The sequence below is a fragment of the Streptomyces lydicus genome, from assembly GCF_001729485.1.
Lineage (GTDB): Bacteria > Actinomycetota > Actinomycetes > Streptomycetales > Streptomycetaceae > Streptomyces > Streptomyces lydicus_D.
In genome coordinates this window covers 4,138,244-4,158,840 of record NZ_CP017157.1, presented here as the reverse complement: position 1 = coordinate 4,158,840, position 20,597 = coordinate 4,138,244, and the positions used below count along the sequence as shown (strand labels likewise).

Sequence of the window (20,597 nt, the reverse complement as noted above, 5' to 3'; positions counted from 1 at the left end):
GTGAAATCGGGGGGTGGGAAGCGCGGGTGGCGGCGGCTCGGGGCGGCGCTGCGGGCGCTGCCGCGTACGCTGCGCGAGGATCTCTGCACGCTGAAGGGCGCTCCGCTGCCGCGCATCCAGGAGCCGAGCTGGCTGGACTGGCTGCCGGCGTTCGCGGTGCTGTGGGTGCTGACCGCCGTGGGCGTGGCCGTTTTCGACGTGGACTGGCTCTCCTCCCGTTACGGGCTGGATCCGTCCTACGCCTTGCTGATCGGCGTGGGTCAGGCGGTGGCACTCGTCGTCGCGATGTTCCGGCCGGTGCCCGCCTGGTGGGTGGTCACGGTCACGATGGTCGTCGTCACCTGGGGCACGGATCCCCGCATTCCGCACGAGGCGCTCTATTTGTGGTCGTCGACGGCGATCATCGTGCAGGGCGGGGTGCTGTTCCTGCTCGCGTTCCGGCACCGTCCCCGAGTGGCGGTCGAGGCCCTGGTGTTCAGCCTCGTGGCGGGGGCGGTCTGCGGGCTCGTGCTCACCCGGCCGCACCAGTACGACCTCGGCGGTGCCGTGCCGGTTCCGGTCACCGCGGTGGTCGTCGGCGCCGCGCTGCGCGGCCGTTGGGTGGCCCGGGCCAAGCTCACGGAGCAGGAGGTGCTCACCGCCGAGGAGCGGGCCCGGCGCACCCTGCTGGAGGAGCGCAACCGGATCGCCCGGGAGCTGCACGACGTGGTGGCCCACCACATGTCCGTCATCTCCATCCAGGCGCAGGTCGCCCCGCACCTGGTGGAGAACCCGTCGGACGAGCTGCGGGAGAACCTCGCGGGCATCCGGGAGAACGCCGTCGAGGCGCTGGCCGAACTGCGGCGGGTGCTGGGCGTCCTGCGCTCGGAGGACGCCCTGGCGCACGGCGTCCGGCATGCCCCGCAGCCCACCCTCGACCGGCTGGACGAACTGATCGGCAAGGTGCGCGGCGCCGGGGTCACGGTCACCACCGAGACGGTGGGCGCACCGCGTCCGCTCGCGCCCGGCGTCGAGCTGTCGGCGTTCCGCATCGTGCAGGAGGCGCTGAGCAACGCGATGCGGCACGCGCCGGGAGCGACGGTACGGTTGACGGTCGGCCACCACCACGAGGGCCTCACCCTGCGGATCACCAATTCCGCCCCGGACGGCCCGGCCCCGCCCCCGTCCGGTTCCGGGCACGGGCTGCTGGGGATGCGCGAACGCGCCGCCATGCTCGGCGGCGAGCTGGCCGCCGGCCCCACGCCCGACGGCGGTTACGAGGTGACCGCCGTCCTGCCCGTCGCCGTCCCGCAACCCGCCGCCCCCACGCCCCTCGAGGACACCCCATGACGACCCCCATCCGCGTGCTGATCGCCGACGACCAGGTGATGGTCCGCCAGGGGTTCACCGTGCTGCTCAACGCGGAGCCGGGCATCGAGGTCGTCGGCCAGGCCGTGGACGGCCTCGACGCCATCGCCAAGGTCGCCGAACTCGCCCCGGACGTCGTCCTGATGGACGTCCGGATGCCCCGGCTCGGCGGGATCGAGGCGACCGGCCGGATCACCGGGCCGGCCGACGCCACCGTCAAGGTCCTGGTGCTGACCACCTTCGACCTCGACGAGTACGTCTACGAGGCGCTGCGCGCGGGCGCCTCGGGCTTCTTGCTGAAGGACGCCTCGGCGGCCGAACTCGCCCATGCGGTGCGGGTGGTGGCGTCCGGTGACGCGCTGCTCGCCCCGAACGTCACCAAGCGGCTGATCGCCGAGTTCTCCCGGATCACCCGTACGCCGCGGGCGCCGGCGAGGGAACGCGTCGGCGAGCTGACGGCGCGGGAGACCGAGGTGCTGTCCCTGATCGCCCAGGGGTTGTCCAACGGCGAGATAGCCGAACGGCTCGTGGTGGCGGAGCAGACCGTCAAGACGCATGTGGGCCGGATCCTGGTCAAACTGAACCTCCGCGACCGGACGCAGGCCGCGGTGTTCGCGTACGAGACGGGGCTGGTGCGCCCGGCCGGGTACTGACGCCAGAGGCGCCCTGGACGGGGTACACGCTCCGCACGTTGCTCCGTGGGCCCGGGCGGGTCCGGGCGGCCGGCCCCTCCGCGAAGGCCCGCAGCAGGTTCTCGGTGGTGCGGGTGACGAACGCTCCGGTGCGCGCGTCCATGCCGTGGTCGCGGCCGTCCGCACGGCTTCCGGCCATCAGGCCCTCGACCCAGCGCATCGTCCCGGAGGAGAAGACGCCGGCGCCGCTCGGCACGGTGTAGTACGCGGAGTCGGAGTGGCTGCTGCGACCCGCGCAGACCAGCGGCGAGTGCGCGATGATCTCCAGCGCCGACGGGGTGGGCGCGTCGGGGGTGACCCGGTCGTACTCCACCCCGACGAGATGCTCGAAGGAGTCGCCGCGCCGGGCTCCGGTGCCGGCGAAGAGCCAGTGGTCGGCGTTGTGCACGACGTAGGGGGCGTCGGTCGGGTAGCCCTCGTAGAAGACGCCGGTGAGGGAGGACTCCGGGGCGGCGGCGGGCGGTTGGCGGAAGTCGTGGGTCGGCTGGTCGCGGTGCGCGGCGAAGTACGGGTCGTCGCGGTAGGCGGTCTTGTAGCAGACGACGGTGCGTACCGCGCCGGACGGGCCGGGCTCCAGTCTGACCCGGCGGAAGCAGGCGTTGGCCCCCAGGAAGGCCAGGTTGGTGCCGGCGTCGCGGGCCAGGGTGACGTGCCGGCGCTGCTGCGGCGTCCAGTACTCGTCGTGGCCGAGCGACAGCACCGCCGTGGCGCCCCGCAGCGCCGAGGGGTCGCGGTGGACGTCCAGGCCGGTGGTGTAGGCCAGGGGGAGCCCGAGCCGTTCCGCGAGGACCACCACCGCGCGCTCGTAGACCAGGAACTTCTCGGCGCCGTCGGCGTCGTAGGGCCGGTCGAAGCTGACTTCCAGCGACCGCGTCCCGTACCCGCCGTCCTGACCCGCGTAGAGGTTGTAGCCGCCCCACCTGTTGTACGCCTGCCAGGTCGCCACGGCGTGCATCAGGACGGTGCGGCCCGCGGTGGTGGCGGAGCGGACGACCAGCGGCACATAGCGCTGGTGACCGTGGTCGGCGTCCAGGCGGAGCAGATAGGCACCCGGCGGCCAGCCGTCGGTGGGGACGGCGAGGGTCCGCGGCCAGTCCGCCCGTACGCTGCGGATGCCGGGCAGTACGTGCGGGTGGCGCTGGGCCCGTCCCGCGATCCGGCCCGAGCGCCAGACGAGCCGGGCCTCGGCCCCGCCGTACCAGCCGACCCGGTAGGCGGAGACGCGGAAGCCGGGGGCGGTGGTCGACACGTACAGCCCGAACCCCTCCCCCGGCCGGACGCTTGCCCTGTCGGTGTAGCCCTCGACGGCGTCGGGCGGGCCGGTCGAGCGGATCCGCCAGTCGGGGCTGCCCGGGCGCCGGCGCTCCGCGGCGAGGTCCGAGGGGCCGGCGCCGGGGGTGCCGGTCGCGCCGGGGTTCCCGGCCGTGGTGTCGCAGCCGGCGGTGCTGCCGACGGCGACTCCGGCGGCGCCCGCCGCGGCGGCCCCGAGGAAGTGCCGGCGGTCCAGGCCACCGCCCGCGGAACCGCCGCCCGCCGCACGGTCCCTGCCGTGCTCCGCGCCGTCGTCCATCGCACCGCTCCCACGCACCCGCCGTCCGTCCTGCCGTCAGAACGATCGTGGGGGCGGGCGCGCCGGCGGACGACCCGGGGCACCCGAATGCGGGTACGGCGGCCGTCGATGTTGCTCCTGAGGCGAAAGGTGGGAAGGAGACAAAAGGTGCGAGAAGTTACCGACCCCCTGCTGGATCTCGTCCGGCGGCACACCGAGCCCGTGGTCGCGCAGACCTTCCGCTCGACCATTGCCGCGGTGATCTCGTACGTCGTCGCGCTGGCCCTGAGCAGCGAGCCGGCGCCGCTGACCGCACCGCTGACCGCCCTGCTGGTCGTGCAGGTCACGCTGTACACGACCCTGACCACCAGCGTGCGCAGGGTGAACGCCGTGGTGGTGGGGGTGGTCATCGCCATCGGTTTCAGCTCCCTGGTGGGGCTGACCTGGTGGAGCCTGGGGCTGATCATCCTGGCGTCGCTGGTCATCGGGCGCTTCGTCAAGGCCGGCGAGTTCGTCCCCGAGGTGGCGATCAGCGCGATGCTGGTGCTGGGGGTGACGACGACGCGGGTGGCCGCGACGGCCTGGGACCGGGTGCTGGAGACACTGATCGGGGCGGTCGTCGGACTGCTCTTCAACATGCTGTTCGTGCCGCCCGTATGGGTGCAGCCCGCCAGCGAGGCCATCGAGGCCCTCGCCCGCCGGATGCGGGACCTGCTGCTGAAGCTCGGCGCCGAGGTGACCGGCCACACCACCGTGGCGGAGGCAGCGGAGCGGCTGCACGAGGCGCGGCGGCTGGACCACGACGTGGTGGAGGTGGATGCGGCGCTGCGGCAGGCCGAGGACAGCCTCCGGCTCAACCCCCGCGTCAAGGAGGGCCTGCTCTCCCGCGTCGTACTGCGCACCGGGCTGGACACCCTGGAGATCTCGGCGGTGGTGATCCGTACGGTCTGCCGCACGCTCACCGACCTCGCCAAGGCGCGGACGGACGAGCCGCTCTTCTCCGAGGACATCGCCAGCGCGCTGCGGGAGCTGTTCGGCCACATGGCCCGCGCCGTCGAGAGTTTCGCCGTCCTCATCACCACGCAGGTCAGCGCGAACGCCGAGGAGGCCGAGAGCCAGCTCGTCCGGGAGCTGGCCGCCAGCCGGGAGAGCCGCGAGGTGGTGGCGCACCTGCTGCTCGACGGCGTGCGGCAGCATCCCCGCGAGTGGCAGCTGCACGGCGCGCTGCTGGCGGAGGTCGACCGGATCCTGGACGAGATGGACGTGGAGAAGCGCTCCGAACGGCTGGTGGAGGAACTCAACCGGCAGGGGCGCGAGCAGCGCGGGAAGTACTCCGTGGTGGCCAAGCTCCGCGGCCGGCTGCGGATCGGCCGCGGCGACATTCCTTCCGAGACGCTGTCGGTGGATCCGTCCTAGGACGCCGCTCGGCGGGAGCAACTCGCGGTGTGGCGCGGGCACTCCGGCCGCGCACAGCGACCCCGGCGACCTCTGTACCTACTAGTATGTACGATCACGGGCGACGGAACACCCCGTCACACCCCGTCCGGAAGGAGAACCTCCGACATGCCCTTTGTCCGTATCGACGCCCAGGGGACCGACAGCGCCCGGCTCGACGCACTCGGCCGCGCCGTGCACGACGCGCTGGTGGAGACGATCGGCATCCCGCCCGACGACCGGTTCCAGGTGCTGGTGGGTCACGACGGCGCCCGCAGCACGCTGCGCTACGACGACTACTTCGGCATCCGGCGCGACGACGGCCTGGTGTTCGTCGCGATCACGATGCGCTCCGGCCGCACGCCCGAACAGAAGAAGGCGCTGTACCGGCGGATCGCCGAACGCGCCCAGGAGTACGCGGGGACCGAGCCGCGCAACGTCTTCGTCACCGTGACCGAGAACGAGTCGGCCGACTGGTCGCTCGGCAACGGCGTGGCCCAATACCTCACTTCGGACGGGGCGGCCGGCCCGGCGTCGCCGCCCCTCACCGACGCCTAGAGGGTGTCGATACGGCGGATGCCTGGTGCGCGGGTCTCCGCACCAGGCATCACGCACCGGGCATGCACGGTCCCGGCGTCAGACGTGACGTGTCACGGCAGGCGCCGGTGACGCCGGGTCAGTGCCGGCGGTTCACCGGCCGGCGACCGCCTCGGCCAGGGCGAGGATCCGGCGGGCGTCCTCGACGTGCAGATTCTCGATCAGCCGGCCGTCGACGGTGACGACTCCGCGTCCCTCACGGGTGGCCTCGTCGAAAGCCTCGATGATCCGGCGCGAACGCTCGATCTGGTCGGCCGACGGCGCGAACACCCGGTTGCAGGGCTCGACCTGCGACGGGTGGATGAGCGTCTTGCCGTCGAACCCGAACTGCCGCCCCTGGACGCATTCCGCCTCGAACCCCTCGGGGTCCTTCACGTCGTTGTAGACGCCGTCCAGGATGACCTTGCCCGCGTCGCGGGCACCCAGGAGCGCCAGCGACAGTCCGGTGAGCAGCGGGGCCCGGCCGGGGACGTGCTCCGCGTGGAGTTCCTTGGCCAGGTCGTTGGTGCCCATCACCAGCACGGTCAGCCGTTCGCTGGCGGCGGCCACCGCCCGCGCGTCCAGCATCGCGCGCGGCGTCTCGACCATCGCCCAGATGGCCGTACGGTCCGGGGCGCCGGCCGCCTCCAGGGCGCGTTCGACCTCCCGCACGGTGTCGGCGGACTCCACCTTGGGCACCACGACCGCGTCCGGGCCGGCCTCGGCGGCGGCCCGGAGGTCGTCGGCGTGCCAGGCGGTGCCCGGCGCGTTGACCCGGATCGTCACCTCGCGGTAGCCGTACTCCCCCGAGGCCGCGGCGGCCGCGACGCGCTTGCGGGCGTCGGCCTTGGCGTCGGGGGCGACGGCGTCCTCCAGGTCGAGGATCAGTGCGTCGGTGGGGAGGGACTTGGCCTTCTCCAGGGCGCGTTCGTTGGCACCGGGCATGTAGAGCACGGAGCGGCGCGGCCGCAGGGTCGCGTCGGACATGGGTCTTACTCCTTGTTCTGCCGGGACTCGGCCGCTGCGTAGGCGTCGCGCAGCTCGGGGTCGCGGGCGGCGAGGGCCTCCGCGAGCTGGACGACCACCTGGCACTGCTTGTACGTGGCGTCGTCCTGCATCTTGCCGTCGATCATCACCGCGCCGGTGCCGTCGCCCATGGCCTCGATGACCTTGCGGGCCCAGGCCACGTCGGCCGGGGCGGGCGAGAACACCCGCTTGGCGATGTCGATCTGCACCGGGTGCAGGCTCCAGGCGCCGACGCAGCCGAGCAGGAAGGCGTTGCGGAACTGGTCCTCGCAGGCGGTGGTGTCCTTGATGTCACCGAACGGCCCGTAGTACGGCAGGATGCCGTGCGCGGCGCAGGCGTCCACCATCCGCGCGAGGGTGTAGTGCCACAGGTCCTGCTGGAAGGTGGCTCGCGGCGCGGCGCCGTCCGGGCCGTGCGGGTCCTCCCGCACGAGGTATCCGGGGTGTCCGCCGCCCACGCGGGTGGTCTTCATCCGGCGGCTGGCGGCGAGGTCGGCGGGGCCGAGCGAGATGCCCTGCATCCGGGGGCTGGCGCCGGCGATCTCCTCGACGTTGGCGACACCGGTGGCGGTCTCCAGGATGGCGTGCACCAGGATCGGCCGCTGGATCTGCGCCTTGGCCTCCAGCTGCGCGAGCAGCCGGTCCACGTAGTGGATGTCCTCGGCGCCCTCCACCTTGGGCACCATGATCACGTCGAGCTTGTCGCCGATCTCGGTGACCAGCGTCAGCAGGTCGTCCAACGCCCAGGGCGAGTCGAGGCTGTTGATCCGGGTCCACAGCTGGGTGTCGCCGAAGTCCGTGGCCTTGGCGATCTTCACCAGGCCCGACCTGGCGGCCTCCTTGCGGTCGGCTGCGACGGCGTCCTCCAGATTGCCGAGCAGTACGTCCACGGTGGGGGCGATGGCCGGTACCTTGGCCGCCATCTTCTCGTTGCCCGGGTCGAAGAAGTGGATCATCCGGGACGGCCGGAAAGGCACTTCACGCACGGGCGTCGGCGCGCCGACGGCCAGCGGGCGGAAGAAGTCCTTCGGAGAGCGCATGCAGTCTCCCTGGTCGGATCGAGGGGTGCGGGGGCCGCCGCCGGTGTCCGGCGGCGCCATCCGGCCTCACTTTAGGCCCGTGCGCCGCGGTAACACTACTGATCAGTACGTGTGCCGTTGGTCACCGGACGGGCGGTGACCAGGCGTCGGAGGCACGCCGGCCCGCCGGCCGCGGACCTGCTCTCCCTCCGGCACCGATCAGGCCCTCTTGCCCGGCGCCGGCAAGGTGGAGTTCCATCGGGCGCACGGCTGGCACCCGTCGAACGAGCCGCCGACCAACGGGGGACGACGCGGTCCCCCGGCCGGCCGGTGGCACACCGTCCCCCCTCCAGGAGCACCCCTTGCACACCGCTGCAGTCGTCGGCACCGGTCTCATCGGTACGTCCATCGCCCTTGCGCTGACCGGCCGGGGAGTGACCACCCACCTGATCGACCACGACCCGGACCGGATACGGATCGCCGCCGCCCGTGGTGCGGGCATACCCGGATTACCCCCGGCGCCGGTGGACCTCGCGGTCATCGCCGTCCCGCCGTCGCACACCGCAAGGGTCCTGGCGGACCATCAGAAGGCCGAGCTGGCCCGGACGTACACGGACGTGGCGAGCGTCAAGGAGCTGGTGCACGCCCAGTGCCTGGCTCTCGGATGTGACACCACCAGCCTGGTGGGCGGGCACCCGCTGGCGGGGCGGGAGCGCTCCGGTCCGCTCGCGGCCCGCGCCGATCTGTTCGAGGACCACCACTGGGTGCTCACCCCCACCCCGGAGACCGGTGAACTCGCCCTGAACCGCGCCCTGGAACTCGTCTCGCTGTGCAACGCGGTGCCGGTGCTGCTGGAGCCGTCCGAGCACGACCGGGCGGTGGCGCTGGCGTCCCATCTGCCCCGCCTGGTGGCGAGCCTGACCGCGGCCCGGCTGCTGGAGGGCACGGACCACGCGGTACGGCTGGCCGGCCGCGGCATGCGGGACCTCGGCCGGGCCGCGGCCGGCGAGCCCGAGCTGTGGGCGGACATCCTCGCCGCCAACGCCGCCGCCGTCGGTCCGCTGCTCGCCGAGCTGGGCGCGGACCTGCAGAGCGCGGCCGCCGCGCTGACCCGCCTGGCCGGGGGCGATCCGCGGCCGCAGGGCGAGGCACTGGCGGAGCTGACCCGATTACTGCGCCGCGGCGCCGAGGGCCGGTCCCGCGTCGCGGCTCCGCACGGCGGGCCCGCGGCGCAGCCGCCCGCCGTGCTGTCGGTGGCGGTCGGCCCGGACCGGGACCGGGAACTGGCGCGGCTGCTCGGGGACGTGGACGCCGCGCGGCTGGACCTGGAGGACGTGGTCCTGCCGGACGGGACGGACACCCCGGCTCCCCCCGGCGGCACCGTCGCGCTCCTGGTGACCCCGGACGTCGCCGACCCGCTTGCCGAAGTCCTGCGCGGCCGCGGCTGGTCGGTCCGCCGCCGGCCGTCCACTCCCCCGACCGAGTCCCGCTGAGGAGCACACCCATGCCGCACATCCTCGTCGAGTACGACCGGGCGCTTCTGGAGGTCCTCGACCGCCGTCGCTTCGCCCTCGAACTGCACGCGTTGGCCGCCCGGACGGTCGACGGCATCACCGTCGAGAGCTGCAAGACCCGCTTCCGGTGTCCGGAGGAGGTCGTCATCGCGCACGGCGACCCCCAACAGGCGCTTATCCACGTCGAGTTGGCGATCCTTCCGGGCCGTACACCACAGACCAGGTCGGCGCTGGGCGCGGCGGTCCTGCAGCTGGTGCGCCGTCACACCGCCTCGGCATCCGGCGTCACGGTGCATGCGTCGGTGGACGTACGGGAGCTGACCGCGGCGTACGCGAAGCACGTGGCGGCGGACGGACGATGAAGATCTTCGTCTCCTCCGACATGGAGGGCACCGCAGGGGTGGTCGACTGGGAACAGTGCCGGGCGTCGGGCGACCGGTACGCCTACTTCTGCGAATTGCTGCAGGCAGAGGTGAACGCGGCGATCGAGGGGGCACGGGCCGCCGGTGCCACCGCGTTCCTGGTCAACGACGCGCACGGGGCGATGGCCAACCTCCGGCCGGACCGGCTCGCGGGCCGGGCCCGCTATCTGTCCGGGCGGCACAAACCGCTCTACATGATGCAGGGTCTGGACGCCTCCTTCGACGGCGTCTTCTTCGTCTCGTACCACGGCTCGATGGACGGCGCCCCGTCCGCCCTGTCGCACACCTACAACCCCCGGGCGATCGCCGGGGTACGGCTGAACGGGGTGCCCGCGGGCGAGAGCGGCGTCAACGCCCTGGTGGCGCTCGGGCACGGTGTGCCGGTGGTGCTGATCACCGGTGACCGGACGACCGCCGAGCAGGCCGCGCCGTTCTGTCCCGGCATCGGCGTGGCGGTCGTCAAGGAGTCGGTGTCGCGTTTCGCGGCGGACAGCCGGCATCCGGAGGAGGCCCGCGAGGTGATCGCGGAGGCGGCCCGGGAGGCGGTGCTGCGGCTGCCGGACGCCGCCCCGCCCGCGATCGAGCTGCCGGCCACCCTCACCGTCCGGTTCCGCAACGCGGACCTGGCCGAGATGGCGACATGGATCAGCCGGGTGGAGCGCGCCGACGAGTTGACCGTCCGGGTCACCGACCACGACCCGATCCGGCTGTACCGGACCTTCGTCGCCGTGGTGCTGCTCACCCGGGGCATCGCGGAGTGACGGCGCGCCGCGACCGGTTGAGCCACCCGAAGAGGACGCAGGACAGCACCGCCAGCAGCGCGCCCGTCCGGAGCAGGGCCGGCACCCCGAAGACGGCGGACAGCGCGGTGATGACGTACGGGGTGAACATGCCGAGGTAGGCGAGGGCCCAGAACAGCGCGGTCAGCCGGGCCAGCGCGGTCCGCGGGGCGAGGGCGGTGACCTCGGTGAGGGCGAAGCTGAGGGTCAGGCCGTAGCCCGCACCGAGGACCGCGGTGGCGGCCAGTGCCCACCAGGGCTGTGCGGTGGCCGCGGCGGCCGCGGCCACCGCGAGCCCGAGCGCGATCGTCAGGGGTCCGGCCGTGCCGCGGACGAGGCGGTGACGGGTGGCCAGCAGGCGGGCCAGCGGCTGGACGGCCAGTCCGCAGCCCGGTGCGAGGGCGGTGGCGACGCCGGCGTAGACGGTCTGCCAGCCGGTCAGCCCGCCGGCGACCAGGCCGGGCAGGGTGACGAAGCCGATCGTCGGGGCGGCGAAGACCCAGGGTGCCAGCGGCAGGATCGTCCGCCGGAAACGGGACCACGGGACCGGGGCCTTCGGGGGTACGGCCGCGCCGGGCAGTGCGCACGCCGGCAGTGTTTCCGGAGCCCGGTACGCGGCCGCGCCCGCGCCGACGGCCAGGGCGAGGTGCGGCAGATACGCGGTCACCATGGGGGCCGGCGCCCACTGGGCGATCAGTGCGGCGGCCAGGCCGCCGGACGCGAAGCCCGCGGAGACGAACATCCCCGCCCGCTTGGCGGCGGTGGCCGGTGGCCCGTCCGGGTCGTACGGCGGGGAGGACAGCTCCTTGACCCAGGCACTGCCGGCGGCCAGCAGCGCGCCCGCGCCGACGCCGGTCACGAAGCGCCCCGGCAGCAGGCACCAGGGGGCCGTCGCGCCCGCCATCAGCAGGCAGGTGGACAGCAGGTTGAGGCCCAGCGCGGTGAGCGTCACCGGGCGGCGGCCGTACCGGTCGGCGAGCGGGCCGGCGGCCAGCAGTCCCGGGATCAGACCGACGACGTACACCGCGAAGAGGCCGGTCACCGCGGACTGCGACAGTCCCGTCCCGGTGCGGTAGGCGCCCAGCAGGGCGGAGAACTGGTTGGCGCTCCAGCCCGAGGCCGTCATCGTCCAGGCCACCCGCGGTCCGTACCGGCGCAGGGGTGCGGAGGGGGCGGTGGAAATCGGGGCGGTGACGGGGGCTTCGGGCCTCCCGCGGCGCTTCGTCGTGGTGCTCATGGCGGTCAGTTTTCGCGCCGGGGGCCGCCGCGCGCAGCACGCGTTCAGCATTCCTGAACGCCGCTCCGGCCGGTGGCGGGAGGGCCAGTAGGGTGACCGGCATGGATCTTCGCCTGCTGTCGTCCTTCCTGGCGGTGGTCGAGGAGGGGCACTTCAAACGGGCCGCCGCCCGGCTGTTCCTCTCGCCGCCCGCGGTCACCCAGCACATACGGCAGCTGGAGAGCCAGTTCGGCACCCTGCTGCTGCACCGCAACCCGGTCTCCCCCACCCGCGCCGGGGCGCGGCTTGCGGGACACGCCCGCACGCTGCTCGCCGCCGCGAACGCCGCGATGGACGACCTCGCCGACGTCGTGCGGGAGCCGCGCCCGGACGCTCCCCGCCCGCTGCGGGTCGGCATCATGGGCCACGGCTCGGCGGAACTGACGCCCGCCGCGGTCAACGCCTTCCGCCGGGCCCGTCCCGAGGTGCCCGTCGAGCTGCGGATCCTGGATTTCACCGAACACGTCACCGCCCTGACCGAGGACCGGGTCGACGTCGCCTTCGTACGGCCGGCGCCGGACGATCCGCGGGTCGCCGTGGACGTGCTCACCACGGAGCAGCGCGTCGTCGCGGTGCCGGCGGCCTCCGCGCTCGCGGACGCCCGGGACGAGGGGGTGCGCATGGCGGACATCGTCGACCTCCCGTTCGTCCGGGTGCCGGGCCACACCCCGTCCCCGTTCACCGACTATCTGTACTTCCGGGAGGTGGCACGGCGGCGCGGTCCCGATGTCGCGCTGACCCCGCAGGACGTACTGACCGGTGTGGTCGCGGGACGCACGGCCGGTTCGGGCCTGAAGTCCTTCGCCCGCTACTACGCCTGGCCGGGGGCGGCGTTCGTGCCCGTGCTGGACGCCCCCTGGGAGAGCAGCTACCTCGCGGTGCGCGCGGACGACGCCAATCCGGAGGTGACGGTCTTCCGCGCGCTGACCACGGCACTGGCCCCGGAACTGCGCCCGTTGATCGCGCAGTGACCGGGGCCGGTGCCGGGCGGCCGGCCGCGATTCGTCAGGCGTTACGGGTGGGCCGCAGGGCCTGCCCGGGTGCGGTGCCCAGGTAGCCGTAGGCGGAGAACGCGCTGGCCACGAACGCCTCTTCCGGGCGGGCGAGTTCGGTGGGGGCGTCCTGCCGGCACGCGGTCTGCGGGGCGGTGGTGCTCTGTCCGAAGCGGCAGGCGACCGCCACCAGCTTGATGGTGATGAAGTCGGCGATCTGGGCGCCGAATTGGAGGGCGCGGCCGTTGACGGTGATGTCGCCGACGGTGAAGCCCTTGTTCGCGGGGACCTCGTACACGGCGCGTACCCGGTGCTCCGCGTCGCCGCGCTCGTAGCTCCAGTAGCTCTGCGGGTCGGAGCCGTCGGGGGTTTCCCAGCCCTCGGTGGACAGGCCGTCGAAGTAGAGGCCGACGGGGTCGGCGAGGCTGATGTCCGCCTTCTGGCGGGCGAGGGCGTTGACCGAGCCGCCGATGTGCGGGTCGCTGTTGCGCTCGGCCTGGCCGTAGCGGCTGCACTTGATGAGTTCTTGTTCGGCGGTGAGTTCGGTGCCGTCGATGACCCGGCGGAGGGTCGCGGCGGCGGCCAGTTCGATCTCCGCGGCGAGGGTGTTGTTCTTCTGGATGAGGTGCATCGCCCCGTTGGTCGTGGTGCTGTTCCACTTGTTGAAGCGGTCGTAGGCGCCGTTGACGAAGAGGTCGCCCTCCTGCACGTCGGGGCTGATGTGCCGGCGGTAGAGGCGCAGGACGGTCTCCGGGCTGGTCTTCGCGAGGACGTCCCAGTATTCGGGTCCCTCGCAGGTGAAGGTGGCTCGGGTGATCTTGCCGTCGGTGCGGGTGACGCTCCACTCGCAGTACTCGTCCTGGACCTTGCGGCTGGCCTCGGCCTTCTTCCAGCGCTGGAGGTCGGAGGTGGAATTGATCTTGAGGAGGCGGGGGAACGCCGTCCAGCTGACGGTCGCGGTCTGCGCGTCGGCGGCGGTGTCGGTCTTGGTGAGGTTGTAGAACTGCGACCGCGGGCCGTCGTTGAGCACCTCGCCGGGGTCGGGTCCCTTGACGGCGGCGTCGATGTTGTCGGAGACGAAGACGTCCCACGCCTTACGGCCGAAGTCGCTGAGGTCGGTGAGCCCGCCGGGCGGCCCGTAGCTGCTGAGGGTGGTCATGGTGGTGCTCCTCGGTGGGGTGGGCGCGCGGGGCGCGTTCAGGGCTGGGCGGTGACTGCGGTGACGGTGGCGTCCTCGCGCATCCGCAGGGTGGGGGCGGTCTCGGGGATGCCGGTGACCGGCAGGGTCAGCTCGAACTCGTGGAGCCTCATGGCCTTGAACTGCCGGCGGCGGGACTCGGCCAGCCGGACGTAGTCGTCGTAGCCGTCCGCGGTGGTGATCCGCCGCTGGACGTTCTCCAGGTAGCCGGTCAGCCGCTGCGAGAAGTCGGCGCGCCAGGTGTCCTCGGGGCGGCTCCAGTGCGCGGCGAACTGCGCCTCGGGGCTGTCGGCGGGCAGCTGTCCGGCGGCGGCCACGATCCGCTCGGCGATCAGGTCGCCGAGCCCGGCGGCGGCGGTGGCCCCGGTGGGGACGTATCGCATCAGCCGGGCGCGGTCGGCGCTGAAGACCGGGTTGGGGAAGTCGACCATCAGCGCGGCGGCCGCGAACTTCGGTGTGATCAGGCCCTGTTGCCACAGCGCCCGGACGACGGCGTTGTCCTCCAGGGCCGCTTCGGGCACCACGAAGGCGAAGAAGGTGTCGCCGGGCCGGCTGAAGTCGCCGGCCTTCTCCTCCAGCCGGAAGCCGAAGCGGTCGAGGGCGGCGGTGTAGAGGGCGGCCGGCGCGGCCGGGACGGCGGCGTCCACCTCCAGTTCGAGGTCGTCGAGCAGCGCGTCGTTGTTCAGCCAGAAGCCCATGGGCAGGTGCAGCGGGTCGTCGTCGGGGCCGACCGCCGCGCTCTGGGTGGCGGTGCTGGTGAGGTTGACCGTCGTCGTGGTGAACAGCTGGCGCAGCAGATGGTCCGGGTGCTGCACGGTGCCGCCGTCGGTGACCGCGCGCAGCCGGCCGCGGGTCCACCGGTTGATCTGCGAGCGGACCGTCGGCTCCAGGTTCTCCGCGCCGATCACCCTGCGGTACAGCGGGTCCGCGCGCAGCGGGTCGTCCGCGGCGAGCTGGATGGCGGCCGACTGGGACTGCCAGTTGAGCCAGGGCTGCTTGAGTTCCTTCATCACGACGCTGCCGTTGATGTGGCTGTCGAAGCATCCCTTCCCCCGGGACGGGGCGGCCAGCGCGTCCCAGGAGTTGCCGGTCCACACCCAGCTCGGGTTGATCCGCATGTAGTAGTTGAAGACCTCGTTGTGCTCGTCCCAGGAAGCGACCTGGAGGAAGGTCGTCCTGGGGTCGCTGTTGGCGCCGGTGCTGATCAGCAGGTCGGCTTCGTTGCCCTGGACGGCGTAGGTGATCGCGAAGCGGATGTCGCGCCGGAGGTGCGGTGCGGCGTCGGGCGGGATCGTGCCGGCCTCGCTCACCAGGTAGACCTTGGGCTGGTCGGGGGCGGCGGGGAGCCCGTCCAGCAGTTCCTGTACGGCCATCGGGAAGACGTTCCGCCGGAAGAACAGGGTGGCCATGGGGTCGCCGAGGGCGTCGAGTTCCTGCGGGGTCACCTCCCGCGCGTGCCGGTCGACCCCGCTGACCCTGCGGTAGAGCCGGCCGGGCCCCAGTGCGGGGTGGCCGGGCCCGAGGTCGTCGTCGAGGTGCTCTTCGGCGGGCCCCTCGGCACGGTCCTCGAAACTCGGCCCGGCGGTGTGCCGCAGCCAGGCCGTCGCCCGGCGCCGTTCCGAAAACTCCTCGGGCATTCCCGTCCTCTCGCCGCTCGCCCGGACCGGGAGAAGCGCATTCCCGCCGGTCACGGTTCCGGTATCCGGCGGCAGTATGGAACGCCTTCGGCAGAAGATCGGATAAGCCTCGCCGTTGCCGGCGTGATGCCATGCGAATGCGCCGGTGGTTGACGGAGTAACAGTTTTCCCGGCGGACACCGCGGTGGGGAGGGTCGCTGCGGCGGAACCCGCAGCCGGGGCCGGTGGCCGCCCCACGTAAGCTCGCCCCGTGCGCCCACTTCGTCCCTTTATCGCCGTCGCCGGCGTCCTGGCCCTCGCGCTCGGCACGGCATGCTCACCCGCGCGTTCCCCCGAGGACGCCGATCGCCCGGTGCGGCTCCCGGCCGCGAACGCGGTGTTCGACTACCAGCTCGGCGGCGCCTATCCGCCGCCGGCCGGCGTGCGCGCGGTCTCCCGTGACCGCACCGCGAAGCCCGCCGCCGGGCGCTACAACGTCTGCTACGTCAATGCCTTCCAGGCGCAGCCCGACGCCGCCGGCTTCTGGAACGCGCACCATCCGGATCTCGTGCTGCGGGACGGGCACGGAGAGCCCGTCGTCGACGAGGACTGGAACGAGCCGCTGCTGGACATCTCCACGGCCGCCAAACGCACCGCCCTCATGGACGTCGTCGGCCCCTGGATCGACGGCTGCGCCGCGGCCGGGTTCGACGCCGTCGAACCGGACAACCTCGATTCCTACGAGCGGTCCCGCGGCAGGCTCACGGCCCGGCAGGCGGCCGCCTTCGCGCAGCTGCTGGCGCGCCGCGCCCATCAGCAGGGGCTGGCCATCGCCCAGAAGAACACCACCGATCTGCTGCCGCGCCGCAGCGGGATCGGCTTCGACTTCGCGGTGGTCGAGGAGTGCACCCGCTACCACGAATGCACCGACTTCGCGGACGCCTACCACGACCGGATCTTCGTCATCGAATACACCAGGAAGGACTTCACCGCCGCCTGCCGCGCCTGGGGCAGGAAGCTGTCCGTCACGCTGCGGGACCGCGATGTCGTCCCGGCCGGTGCCGAGGGGTACGTCGACGAGCACTGCTGAGGCGCGCCCGGGGGCCGGGGTGTCAGACCTCGCCGCGGTGGTCCGGTCCGGTGCCGCGCAGGTCGGCGTCCGACAGCGGCTCCAACTCGCCCTGCGTGTCGAGCCGGTACAGCAGGGCCACGGCCGGAGCGATCAACACCACGGCGACGAGAATGACCAGTCCCAGCCAGCGCAGGGCCGAGGGAGCGCCCGCCCCCTCGGCCACCGTCAGGGACGTGGGGACGAGGTAGGGCCGCTGGGCGACGCCCCAGGCGAGCACCGCCGCCGCGACCACGCCGACCGCCGTGGCCCGGGACCACGTGCCGCTCCGGCGCACCAGCAGCCACCCGGTGGCCAGGGAGCAGACGCCGGCCAGGATGACGAGGGCGAGGCCCGCGCCGTGGGTCAGTCCGTGCCAGACGTGCGGGGCGTCGGTGCGGGTGACGGTGAGCATGACGGCCGTCAGGACGGCGAGCGCGACGAGGCTGCCGAGCGCCCGTCGCCGGAAGTGGCCGACCAGGTCGGGCGCGTCGAAGCGGTCGGCGTCGCGGGCCAGGAAGACCGCGCCGAGGAAGGCGGTGGTGGCGACGGCGAGCAGCCCGAAGAGCACGGAGGTCGGGTTGGACCATGCCTCGGCGGACGCCGCGGTGCCCGGTGCCGCCCGGCCGGAGGCGATGCCTCCGACGGCCGCGCCGAGGAAGAAGGGGGTGAGGAGGGAGGCCAGCGCGAACACCGCGCCGTAGAGCCGGCGGCCGGCGATCCGGCGTACGGGCTTGCGCAGCGCGAACCCGGCACCGCGCAGGACCATGCCGACGGCGGCCAGCGCCAGCGGGACCCACATCGCGGAGAACACCGTCTGGAAGAGGACCGGGAAGCCGGTCCACATGATGACGAGGACGAAGACCAGCCAGACGTTGTTGACCTCCCACACCGGAGCCATGGCGTGGTCGATCAGCCAGCGGGGCCGCCGCCCGCGCTCGGCTCCGCCGGCGGTGAGGTCCCAGAACCCGGCGCCGTAGTCCGTGCCGCCGGCGCAGGCGTAGGCGGCGATCACGAGCAGCAGCAGGGCGGCGATGAGGTCGGCGATCATCCGTCACCGTCCCGGTGGGGACCGGCCGGTACCCGGGAGCGGGGTCCGTACGGGGTGTCCCGCTCCGGCTCCTCGTCCCGCGCCGCTCCGGTGGGTTCGTCGGCGACCCGCCAGCGCGTCCGCATCTTCAGCAGAACGGCCAGCAGGGAGCCAAAGATGAAGACGTACACCAGCAGCACCAGGCCGAACATGATCCACAGGGTGAGGGCCCGGGTCGGCGTCACCGCCTCGGCGATCCGCATGTGCCCGTAGACGATCCAGGGCTGGCGGCCCACCTCGGCGGTGATCCAGCCGCATTCGACGGCGACGACGGAGGCCACGCCGGCGCAGGCCGCGCCGCGGAAGAACCACGGTGAGGCGGGCAGCCGGCGGTGCCGCAGCCGGCTCCAGGCGAACCAGAGCGCGAGCAGGACCAGCAGCGACCCGATCCCGACCATGAGGTCGAAGGCCCAGTGGGCGAGGGTGGCCTGGGTGGCCGTCGGCCGGGCGTCGGCCGGCACGGAGGTCAGCCCGGTCACCTTCGTGCCGGGTGTGAACCCGGCCAGCATCGAGTCGAGTTGCGGGATCTTGATGCCGCCGGAGACATGTCCGTCGGGGTGCAGCCGGCCGAAGATGTACTCCGGCACATGGGTGTCGGTCCGCCACACGATCTCCGTGGCGGCGAACTTCACCGGCTGCTCGTGGAAGACGGAGCGGGCGAGCGAGTCGCCCAGGAGGAACTGCACCGGGGTGAGGACCGCGGCCAGGGTGAAGGGGACGGTGAAGCCGAGCCGGTGGTAGCGGTCCCGGCGGCCGCGCAGCCAGCCGACGGCGTAGACACCGGCCACCACGTACCCCGCGGTGACCAGCATCGCCACGATGAAGTGCCAGTACTGCGGGCCGAGCATCGGGGTGAAGAGCGCCTTCCGGACGTCGACGTCCACCGGCTTGCCCTGCGCGTCGAGAGTGAACCCTCCGGGCGTGTTCATCCAGGCGTTCGCCGCCAGGATCCCGAAGGCCCCCAGCAGCGCGGCGGCGGGCAGCGGCAGGCCGAGCAGGAAGTGCGTGCGCGGTTTCAGCCTGCGCCAGCCGTAGAGGTAGACGGCGATCAGTACGGCTTCGAGGAAGAACGCCCACGCCTCCACGCCGAAGCCGAGGCCGAAGACCGCGCCCCATTTACCCATCAGCCCCGGCCAGAGCAGCCCGAACTCGAAGGACAGCACGGTGCCGGTCACCACGCCCACCGCGAACTGCACCGCCATGACGGCCGACCAGCGTCGGGCGAGGAGCAGGGCCACCGGGTCGTTGTGGCGCAGTCCGCGCCGGTGCATGATCAGGGTGATCAGCGGCAGTGCCACACCCAGGGGCACCAGGGTGATGTGCGAGGCCAGGGTGAACGCCATGAGCTGCCTGGCCGGCAGCAGTTGGGCCGGGGCGGTGGCCGCCAGCAGTGCGCCGGTGATGTGCACGGGTGCCTGCCTCTCGGTGCAGGGCCCCAGTCCTGCGGGACACAGCGCCGGTCGGGCCCGGCTCGTCACACAATCACCGGCGGACGGCCGGCGGCACGCTGCCTCGGCGGGCGTTGCGCCGATGGGCCGATGTTCTTCGCTCCGTCGGCCCAGCAGCCGTCCCGCTGTCCGGCTACGCCGTCTCGTGCCCGAGGGCGGAGCCGTTGATCTTCTCGATCGCCTGCCGGGCCTGTTCCTGGGGGGATCGGGCGGGCAGCGGTGACACGGTGGTGGTGGGCGCGGCCGCCACGGCCGGCTGCGCCCGCTCCTGCGCCACCGTCTTGGGATGGGCCGGCGCGGCCCGCCGGACGCGCAGCCGGTGGCTGGCCGCCTCGTCGAGGCCGACCGGGCGCTTGTAGCGGGCGGCGAGCCGGGACGCCTCCTGGCCGAGCGCTGCGACGTCCTCCCACTGAAGCCGGACCACCAGCGACAGTTCGGCGTCTCCGTCCGGCATGGCCTGGATCGGCACCGGGTTACCAGATTCACTCATGGGCCCTCCTCGCATCGTGGACGAACCCCCCAGGGGGCACGGCTACGAGGAGATACGGGCAACCGCCCGCCGCTGTTCAGATCTTGTTCAACCATCACAGGTGGCGGCCCCCGGCGCCCGGCTCCGCCGCACCACTCCTGCGAACAACGGCGCGCCACTGGCCCATGCCAGGGGCGCATTCGTACCGGCCACCGTGCGCCCTGCCGGGTGTCACACCGTGCGGTCACCATGGGGGCAGCAGCCCACAACCGGCTTGGAGGCCGACTGATGGACGCAGGTCACCTCACCCGACTCGACGACGCCGGCTACGAACAGCTCGTCCTCGACAACGCCCACCCTCCCGCGCGTGACCAGGAGATCTGGGCGGCACTCATCGACCCCGCCCTCATCGACCGCACCCGCGACGCACTCAACACCCTCTTCCAGCGGAACTCCTCGGTGCTGCGCAAGCGCCGCGAGGAGCGTGAGCAGTTCCGGCTGGAGTGCTTCGCCCGCGGGCAGGCCGGCAAGGAGGAGTGGTTCGCCTCGAAGCGGGAGTACGACGCCTGGCGGCACCGGGCGGCGAACTTCAGCCGGACGGTGCAGAACGCGCTGGCGGAGATCAACCGCGTGAAGAAGGAGATCAACCGGTCCATCAACCACCAGGTGGCGCAGAACCACCGGGACCGCCTGCGCGACCTCGCCCTCGCCGTGCACAAGCACCAAGCGGCACATGCCAGGAGCGGTGGCGTCGCCGAGCAGGCGGATTACGAGTTGTGGCAGGCGCTGGACAGCATCACCGTCCCCATAGGGCCGCTGAGCGAGCCGACGTCGCTGCGGACGATGCTCGACATCTACTGGACCGATGTGGTGCCGGTGGACGAGGCCGAGGAGCGGCGGGCCCGCGCGGAACGCACGATGCGCACGGCTCCGGCGGGTCAGGCGGCACGGTTCAGCGGCGTACCGAAGGCCCGGCACGTCGACAACGGCAAGCACCTGGCCTGACGGCGGCCGGCACCCCCGCGCGCCGCGTTCGCTACGC

At 72.8% G+C, this 20,597-nt stretch carries 19 protein-coding genes; 10 read left to right on the top strand and 9 right to left on the bottom strand.

Annotated features, from left to right (window positions below):
• Together SL103_RS18010 and SL103_RS18005 are read left to right on the top strand one after the other, a co-directional pair.
• Positions 1-1,329 (top strand): sensor histidine kinase, encoded by a 1,329-nt coding sequence (locus SL103_RS18010; protein WP_069570027.1) that lies wholly within the window; start codon positions 1-3, stop codon positions 1,327-1,329.
• Entirely contained in the window at positions 1,326-2,000 is a 675-nt protein-coding gene (locus SL103_RS18005; RefSeq protein WP_069570026.1) for a response regulator, read from the top strand. The genes SL103_RS18010 and SL103_RS18005 overlap by 4 nt, the downstream gene beginning before the upstream one ends.
• On the opposite strand, the gene SL103_RS18000 is transcribed toward SL103_RS18005, so the two are convergent.
• Positions 1,921-3,609, bottom strand: a complete 1,689-nt coding sequence (locus SL103_RS18000; protein WP_244303949.1) for a N,N-dimethylformamidase beta subunit family domain-containing protein — start codon at positions 3,607-3,609, stop codon at positions 1,921-1,923. The two genes, SL103_RS18005 and SL103_RS18000, sit on opposite strands and share 80 nt — an antisense overlap.
• 147 nt (positions 3,610-3,756) lie before the next feature.
• Here SL103_RS18000 and SL103_RS17995 point away from each other — a divergent pair, with 147 nt between their 5' ends.
• Positions 3,757-5,004 carry an aromatic acid exporter family protein gene (locus SL103_RS17995; protein WP_069570025.1) on the top strand — a complete coding sequence of 416 codons (1,248 nt, stop codon included), beginning with the start codon at positions 3,757-3,759 and terminating at the stop codon, positions 5,002-5,004.
• A 147-nt stretch (positions 5,005-5,151) separates the two neighbouring features.
• Positions 5,152-5,580 (top strand): tautomerase family protein, encoded by a 429-nt coding sequence (locus SL103_RS17990; protein WP_069570024.1) that lies wholly within the window; start codon positions 5,152-5,154, stop codon positions 5,578-5,580.
• A gap of 132 nt (positions 5,581-5,712) precedes the next feature.
• Here the strand turns inward: SL103_RS17990 and SL103_RS17985 are convergent, their stop codons facing one another.
• On the bottom strand, positions 5,713-6,585 hold the full coding sequence (locus tag SL103_RS17985; protein ID WP_033271053.1) for an HpcH/HpaI aldolase/citrate lyase family protein: 873 nt from the start codon (positions 6,583-6,585) through the stop codon (positions 5,713-5,715).
• Positions 6,586-6,590: 5 nt separating this feature from the next.
• On the bottom strand, positions 6,591-7,664 hold the full coding sequence (locus SL103_RS17980; protein WP_069570023.1) for an HpcH/HpaI aldolase/citrate lyase family protein: 1,074 nt from the start codon (positions 7,662-7,664) through the stop codon (positions 6,591-6,593).
• A gap of 341 nt (positions 7,665-8,005) precedes the next feature.
• Here SL103_RS17980 and SL103_RS17975 point away from each other — a divergent pair, with 341 nt between their 5' ends.
• The 3 genes from SL103_RS17975 to SL103_RS17965 are packed head-to-tail and all read left to right on the top strand — an operon-like array spanning position 8,006 to position 10,340.
• Positions 8,006-9,136, top strand: a complete 1,131-nt coding sequence (locus tag SL103_RS17975) for a prephenate dehydrogenase (protein ID WP_069570022.1) — start codon at positions 8,006-8,008, stop codon at positions 9,134-9,136.
• A gap of 11 nt (positions 9,137-9,147) precedes the next feature.
• Positions 9,148-9,519: a 5-carboxymethyl-2-hydroxymuconate Delta-isomerase gene (locus SL103_RS17970; RefSeq protein WP_069570021.1), complete on the top strand. Its 372-nt coding sequence runs from the start codon at positions 9,148-9,150 to the stop codon at positions 9,517-9,519.
• Positions 9,516-10,340, top strand: coding sequence for a M55 family metallopeptidase (locus tag SL103_RS17965; RefSeq protein WP_069570020.1), 825 nt, complete (start codon positions 9,516-9,518; stop codon positions 10,338-10,340). The genes SL103_RS17970 and SL103_RS17965 overlap by 4 nt, the downstream gene beginning before the upstream one ends.
• Here SL103_RS17965 and SL103_RS17960 read toward each other — a convergent pair.
• Positions 10,318-11,595, bottom strand: a complete 1,278-nt coding sequence (locus SL103_RS17960) for an MFS transporter (RefSeq protein WP_244303948.1) — start codon at positions 11,593-11,595, stop codon at positions 10,318-10,320. The two genes, SL103_RS17965 and SL103_RS17960, sit on opposite strands and share 23 nt — an antisense overlap.
• Before the next feature lie 101 nt (positions 11,596-11,696).
• On the opposite strand from SL103_RS17960, the gene SL103_RS17950 reads away from it, so the two are divergent.
• The gene (locus SL103_RS17950) at positions 11,697-12,605 is read left to right on the top strand and encodes a LysR family transcriptional regulator (RefSeq protein WP_069573860.1); all 909 of its coding nucleotides are present in this window, start codon (positions 11,697-11,699) and stop codon (positions 12,603-12,605) included.
• Between the two features lie 34 nt (positions 12,606-12,639).
• Here the strand turns inward: SL103_RS17950 and SL103_RS17945 are convergent, their stop codons facing one another.
• Both SL103_RS17945 and SL103_RS17940 read right to left on the bottom strand, forming a co-directional pair.
• On the bottom strand, positions 12,640-13,785 hold the full coding sequence (locus tag SL103_RS17945; RefSeq protein ID WP_069570017.1) for a hypothetical protein: 1,146 nt from the start codon (positions 13,783-13,785) through the stop codon (positions 12,640-12,642).
• A 38-nt stretch (positions 13,786-13,823) separates the two neighbouring features.
• Complete coding sequence (locus SL103_RS17940) at positions 13,824-15,461, bottom strand: hypothetical protein (protein ID WP_079145811.1); 1,638 nt, start codon at positions 15,459-15,461, stop codon at positions 13,824-13,826.
• A gap of 250 nt (positions 15,462-15,711) precedes the next feature.
• Between SL103_RS17940 and SL103_RS17935 the strand changes: the two genes are divergently transcribed.
• Positions 15,712-16,530 carry an endo alpha-1,4 polygalactosaminidase gene (locus SL103_RS17935; RefSeq protein WP_069570016.1) on the top strand — a complete coding sequence of 273 codons (819 nt, stop codon included), beginning with the start codon at positions 15,712-15,714 and terminating at the stop codon, positions 16,528-16,530.
• 22 nt (positions 16,531-16,552) lie between these two features.
• Here SL103_RS17935 and SL103_RS17930 read toward each other — a convergent pair whose 3' ends face one another.
• The 3 genes from SL103_RS17930 to SL103_RS17920 all read right to left on the bottom strand — a co-directional run bounded on the left by SL103_RS17930 (position 16,553) and on the right by SL103_RS17920 (position 19,576).
• The gene (locus tag SL103_RS17930; protein ID WP_069570015.1) at positions 16,553-17,599 is read right to left on the bottom strand and encodes a cytochrome d ubiquinol oxidase subunit II; all 1,047 of its coding nucleotides are present in this window, start codon (positions 17,597-17,599) and stop codon (positions 16,553-16,555) included.
• On the bottom strand, positions 17,596-18,981 hold the full coding sequence (locus SL103_RS17925; protein WP_099055554.1) for a cytochrome ubiquinol oxidase subunit I: 1,386 nt from the start codon (positions 18,979-18,981) through the stop codon (positions 17,596-17,598). The genes SL103_RS17930 and SL103_RS17925 overlap by 4 nt, the downstream gene beginning before the upstream one ends.
• 238 nt (positions 18,982-19,219) lie before the next feature.
• On the bottom strand, positions 19,220-19,576 hold the full coding sequence (locus tag SL103_RS17920) for a hypothetical protein (RefSeq protein ID WP_208869894.1): 357 nt from the start codon (positions 19,574-19,576) through the stop codon (positions 19,220-19,222).
• Positions 19,577-19,843: 267 nt separating this feature from the next.
• Here SL103_RS17920 and SL103_RS17915 point away from each other — a divergent pair, with 267 nt between their 5' ends.
• The gene (locus tag SL103_RS17915; protein WP_069570014.1) at positions 19,844-20,560 is read left to right on the top strand and encodes a hypothetical protein; all 717 of its coding nucleotides are present in this window, start codon (positions 19,844-19,846) and stop codon (positions 20,558-20,560) included.
• Positions 20,561-20,597 lie beyond the last annotated feature (37 nt).

What these genes read in the sequence shown, in the direction of transcription:
- SL103_RS17945 (WP_069570017.1), bottom strand. Translation starts at nt 13,785, where the DNA reads ATGACCACCCTCAGCAGCTACGGGCCGCCCGGCGGGCTCACCGACCTC.
- SL103_RS17940 (WP_079145811.1), bottom strand. Translation starts at nt 15,461, where the DNA reads ATGCCCGAGGAGTTTTCGGAACGGCGCCGGGCGACGGCCTGGCTGCGG.
- SL103_RS17925 (WP_099055554.1), bottom strand. Translation starts at nt 18,981, where the DNA reads ATGGCGTTCACCCTGGCCTCGCACATCACCCTGGTGCCCCTGGGTGTG.
- SL103_RS18000 (WP_244303949.1), bottom strand. Translation starts at nt 3,609, where the DNA reads ATGGACGACGGCGCGGAGCACGGCAGGGACCGTGCGGCGGGCGGCGGT.
- SL103_RS17915 (WP_069570014.1), top strand. Translation starts at nt 19,844, where the DNA reads ATGGACGCAGGTCACCTCACCCGACTCGACGACGCCGGCTACGAACAG.
- SL103_RS17930 (WP_069570015.1), bottom strand. Translation starts at nt 17,599, where the DNA reads ATGATCGCCGACCTCATCGCCGCCCTGCTGCTGCTCGTGATCGCCGCC.
- SL103_RS17920 (WP_208869894.1), bottom strand. Translation starts at nt 19,576, where the DNA reads ATGAGTGAATCTGGTAACCCGGTGCCGATCCAGGCCATGCCGGACGGA.
- SL103_RS17990 (WP_069570024.1), top strand. Translation starts at nt 5,152, where the DNA reads ATGCCCTTTGTCCGTATCGACGCCCAGGGGACCGACAGCGCCCGGCTC.
- SL103_RS18005 (WP_069570026.1), top strand. Translation starts at nt 1,326, where the DNA reads ATGACGACCCCCATCCGCGTGCTGATCGCCGACGACCAGGTGATGGTC.
- SL103_RS17985 (WP_033271053.1), bottom strand. Translation starts at nt 6,585, where the DNA reads ATGTCCGACGCGACCCTGCGGCCGCGCCGCTCCGTGCTCTACATGCCC.
- SL103_RS17960 (WP_244303948.1), bottom strand. Translation starts at nt 11,595, where the DNA reads ATGAGCACCACGACGAAGCGCCGCGGGAGGCCCGAAGCCCCCGTCACC.
- SL103_RS17980 (WP_069570023.1), bottom strand. Translation starts at nt 7,664, where the DNA reads ATGCGCTCTCCGAAGGACTTCTTCCGCCCGCTGGCCGTCGGCGCGCCG.
- SL103_RS17970 (WP_069570021.1), top strand. Translation starts at nt 9,148, where the DNA reads ATGCCGCACATCCTCGTCGAGTACGACCGGGCGCTTCTGGAGGTCCTC.
- SL103_RS17965 (WP_069570020.1), top strand. Translation starts at nt 9,516, where the DNA reads ATGAAGATCTTCGTCTCCTCCGACATGGAGGGCACCGCAGGGGTGGTC.
- SL103_RS17950 (WP_069573860.1), top strand. Translation starts at nt 11,697, where the DNA reads ATGGATCTTCGCCTGCTGTCGTCCTTCCTGGCGGTGGTCGAGGAGGGG.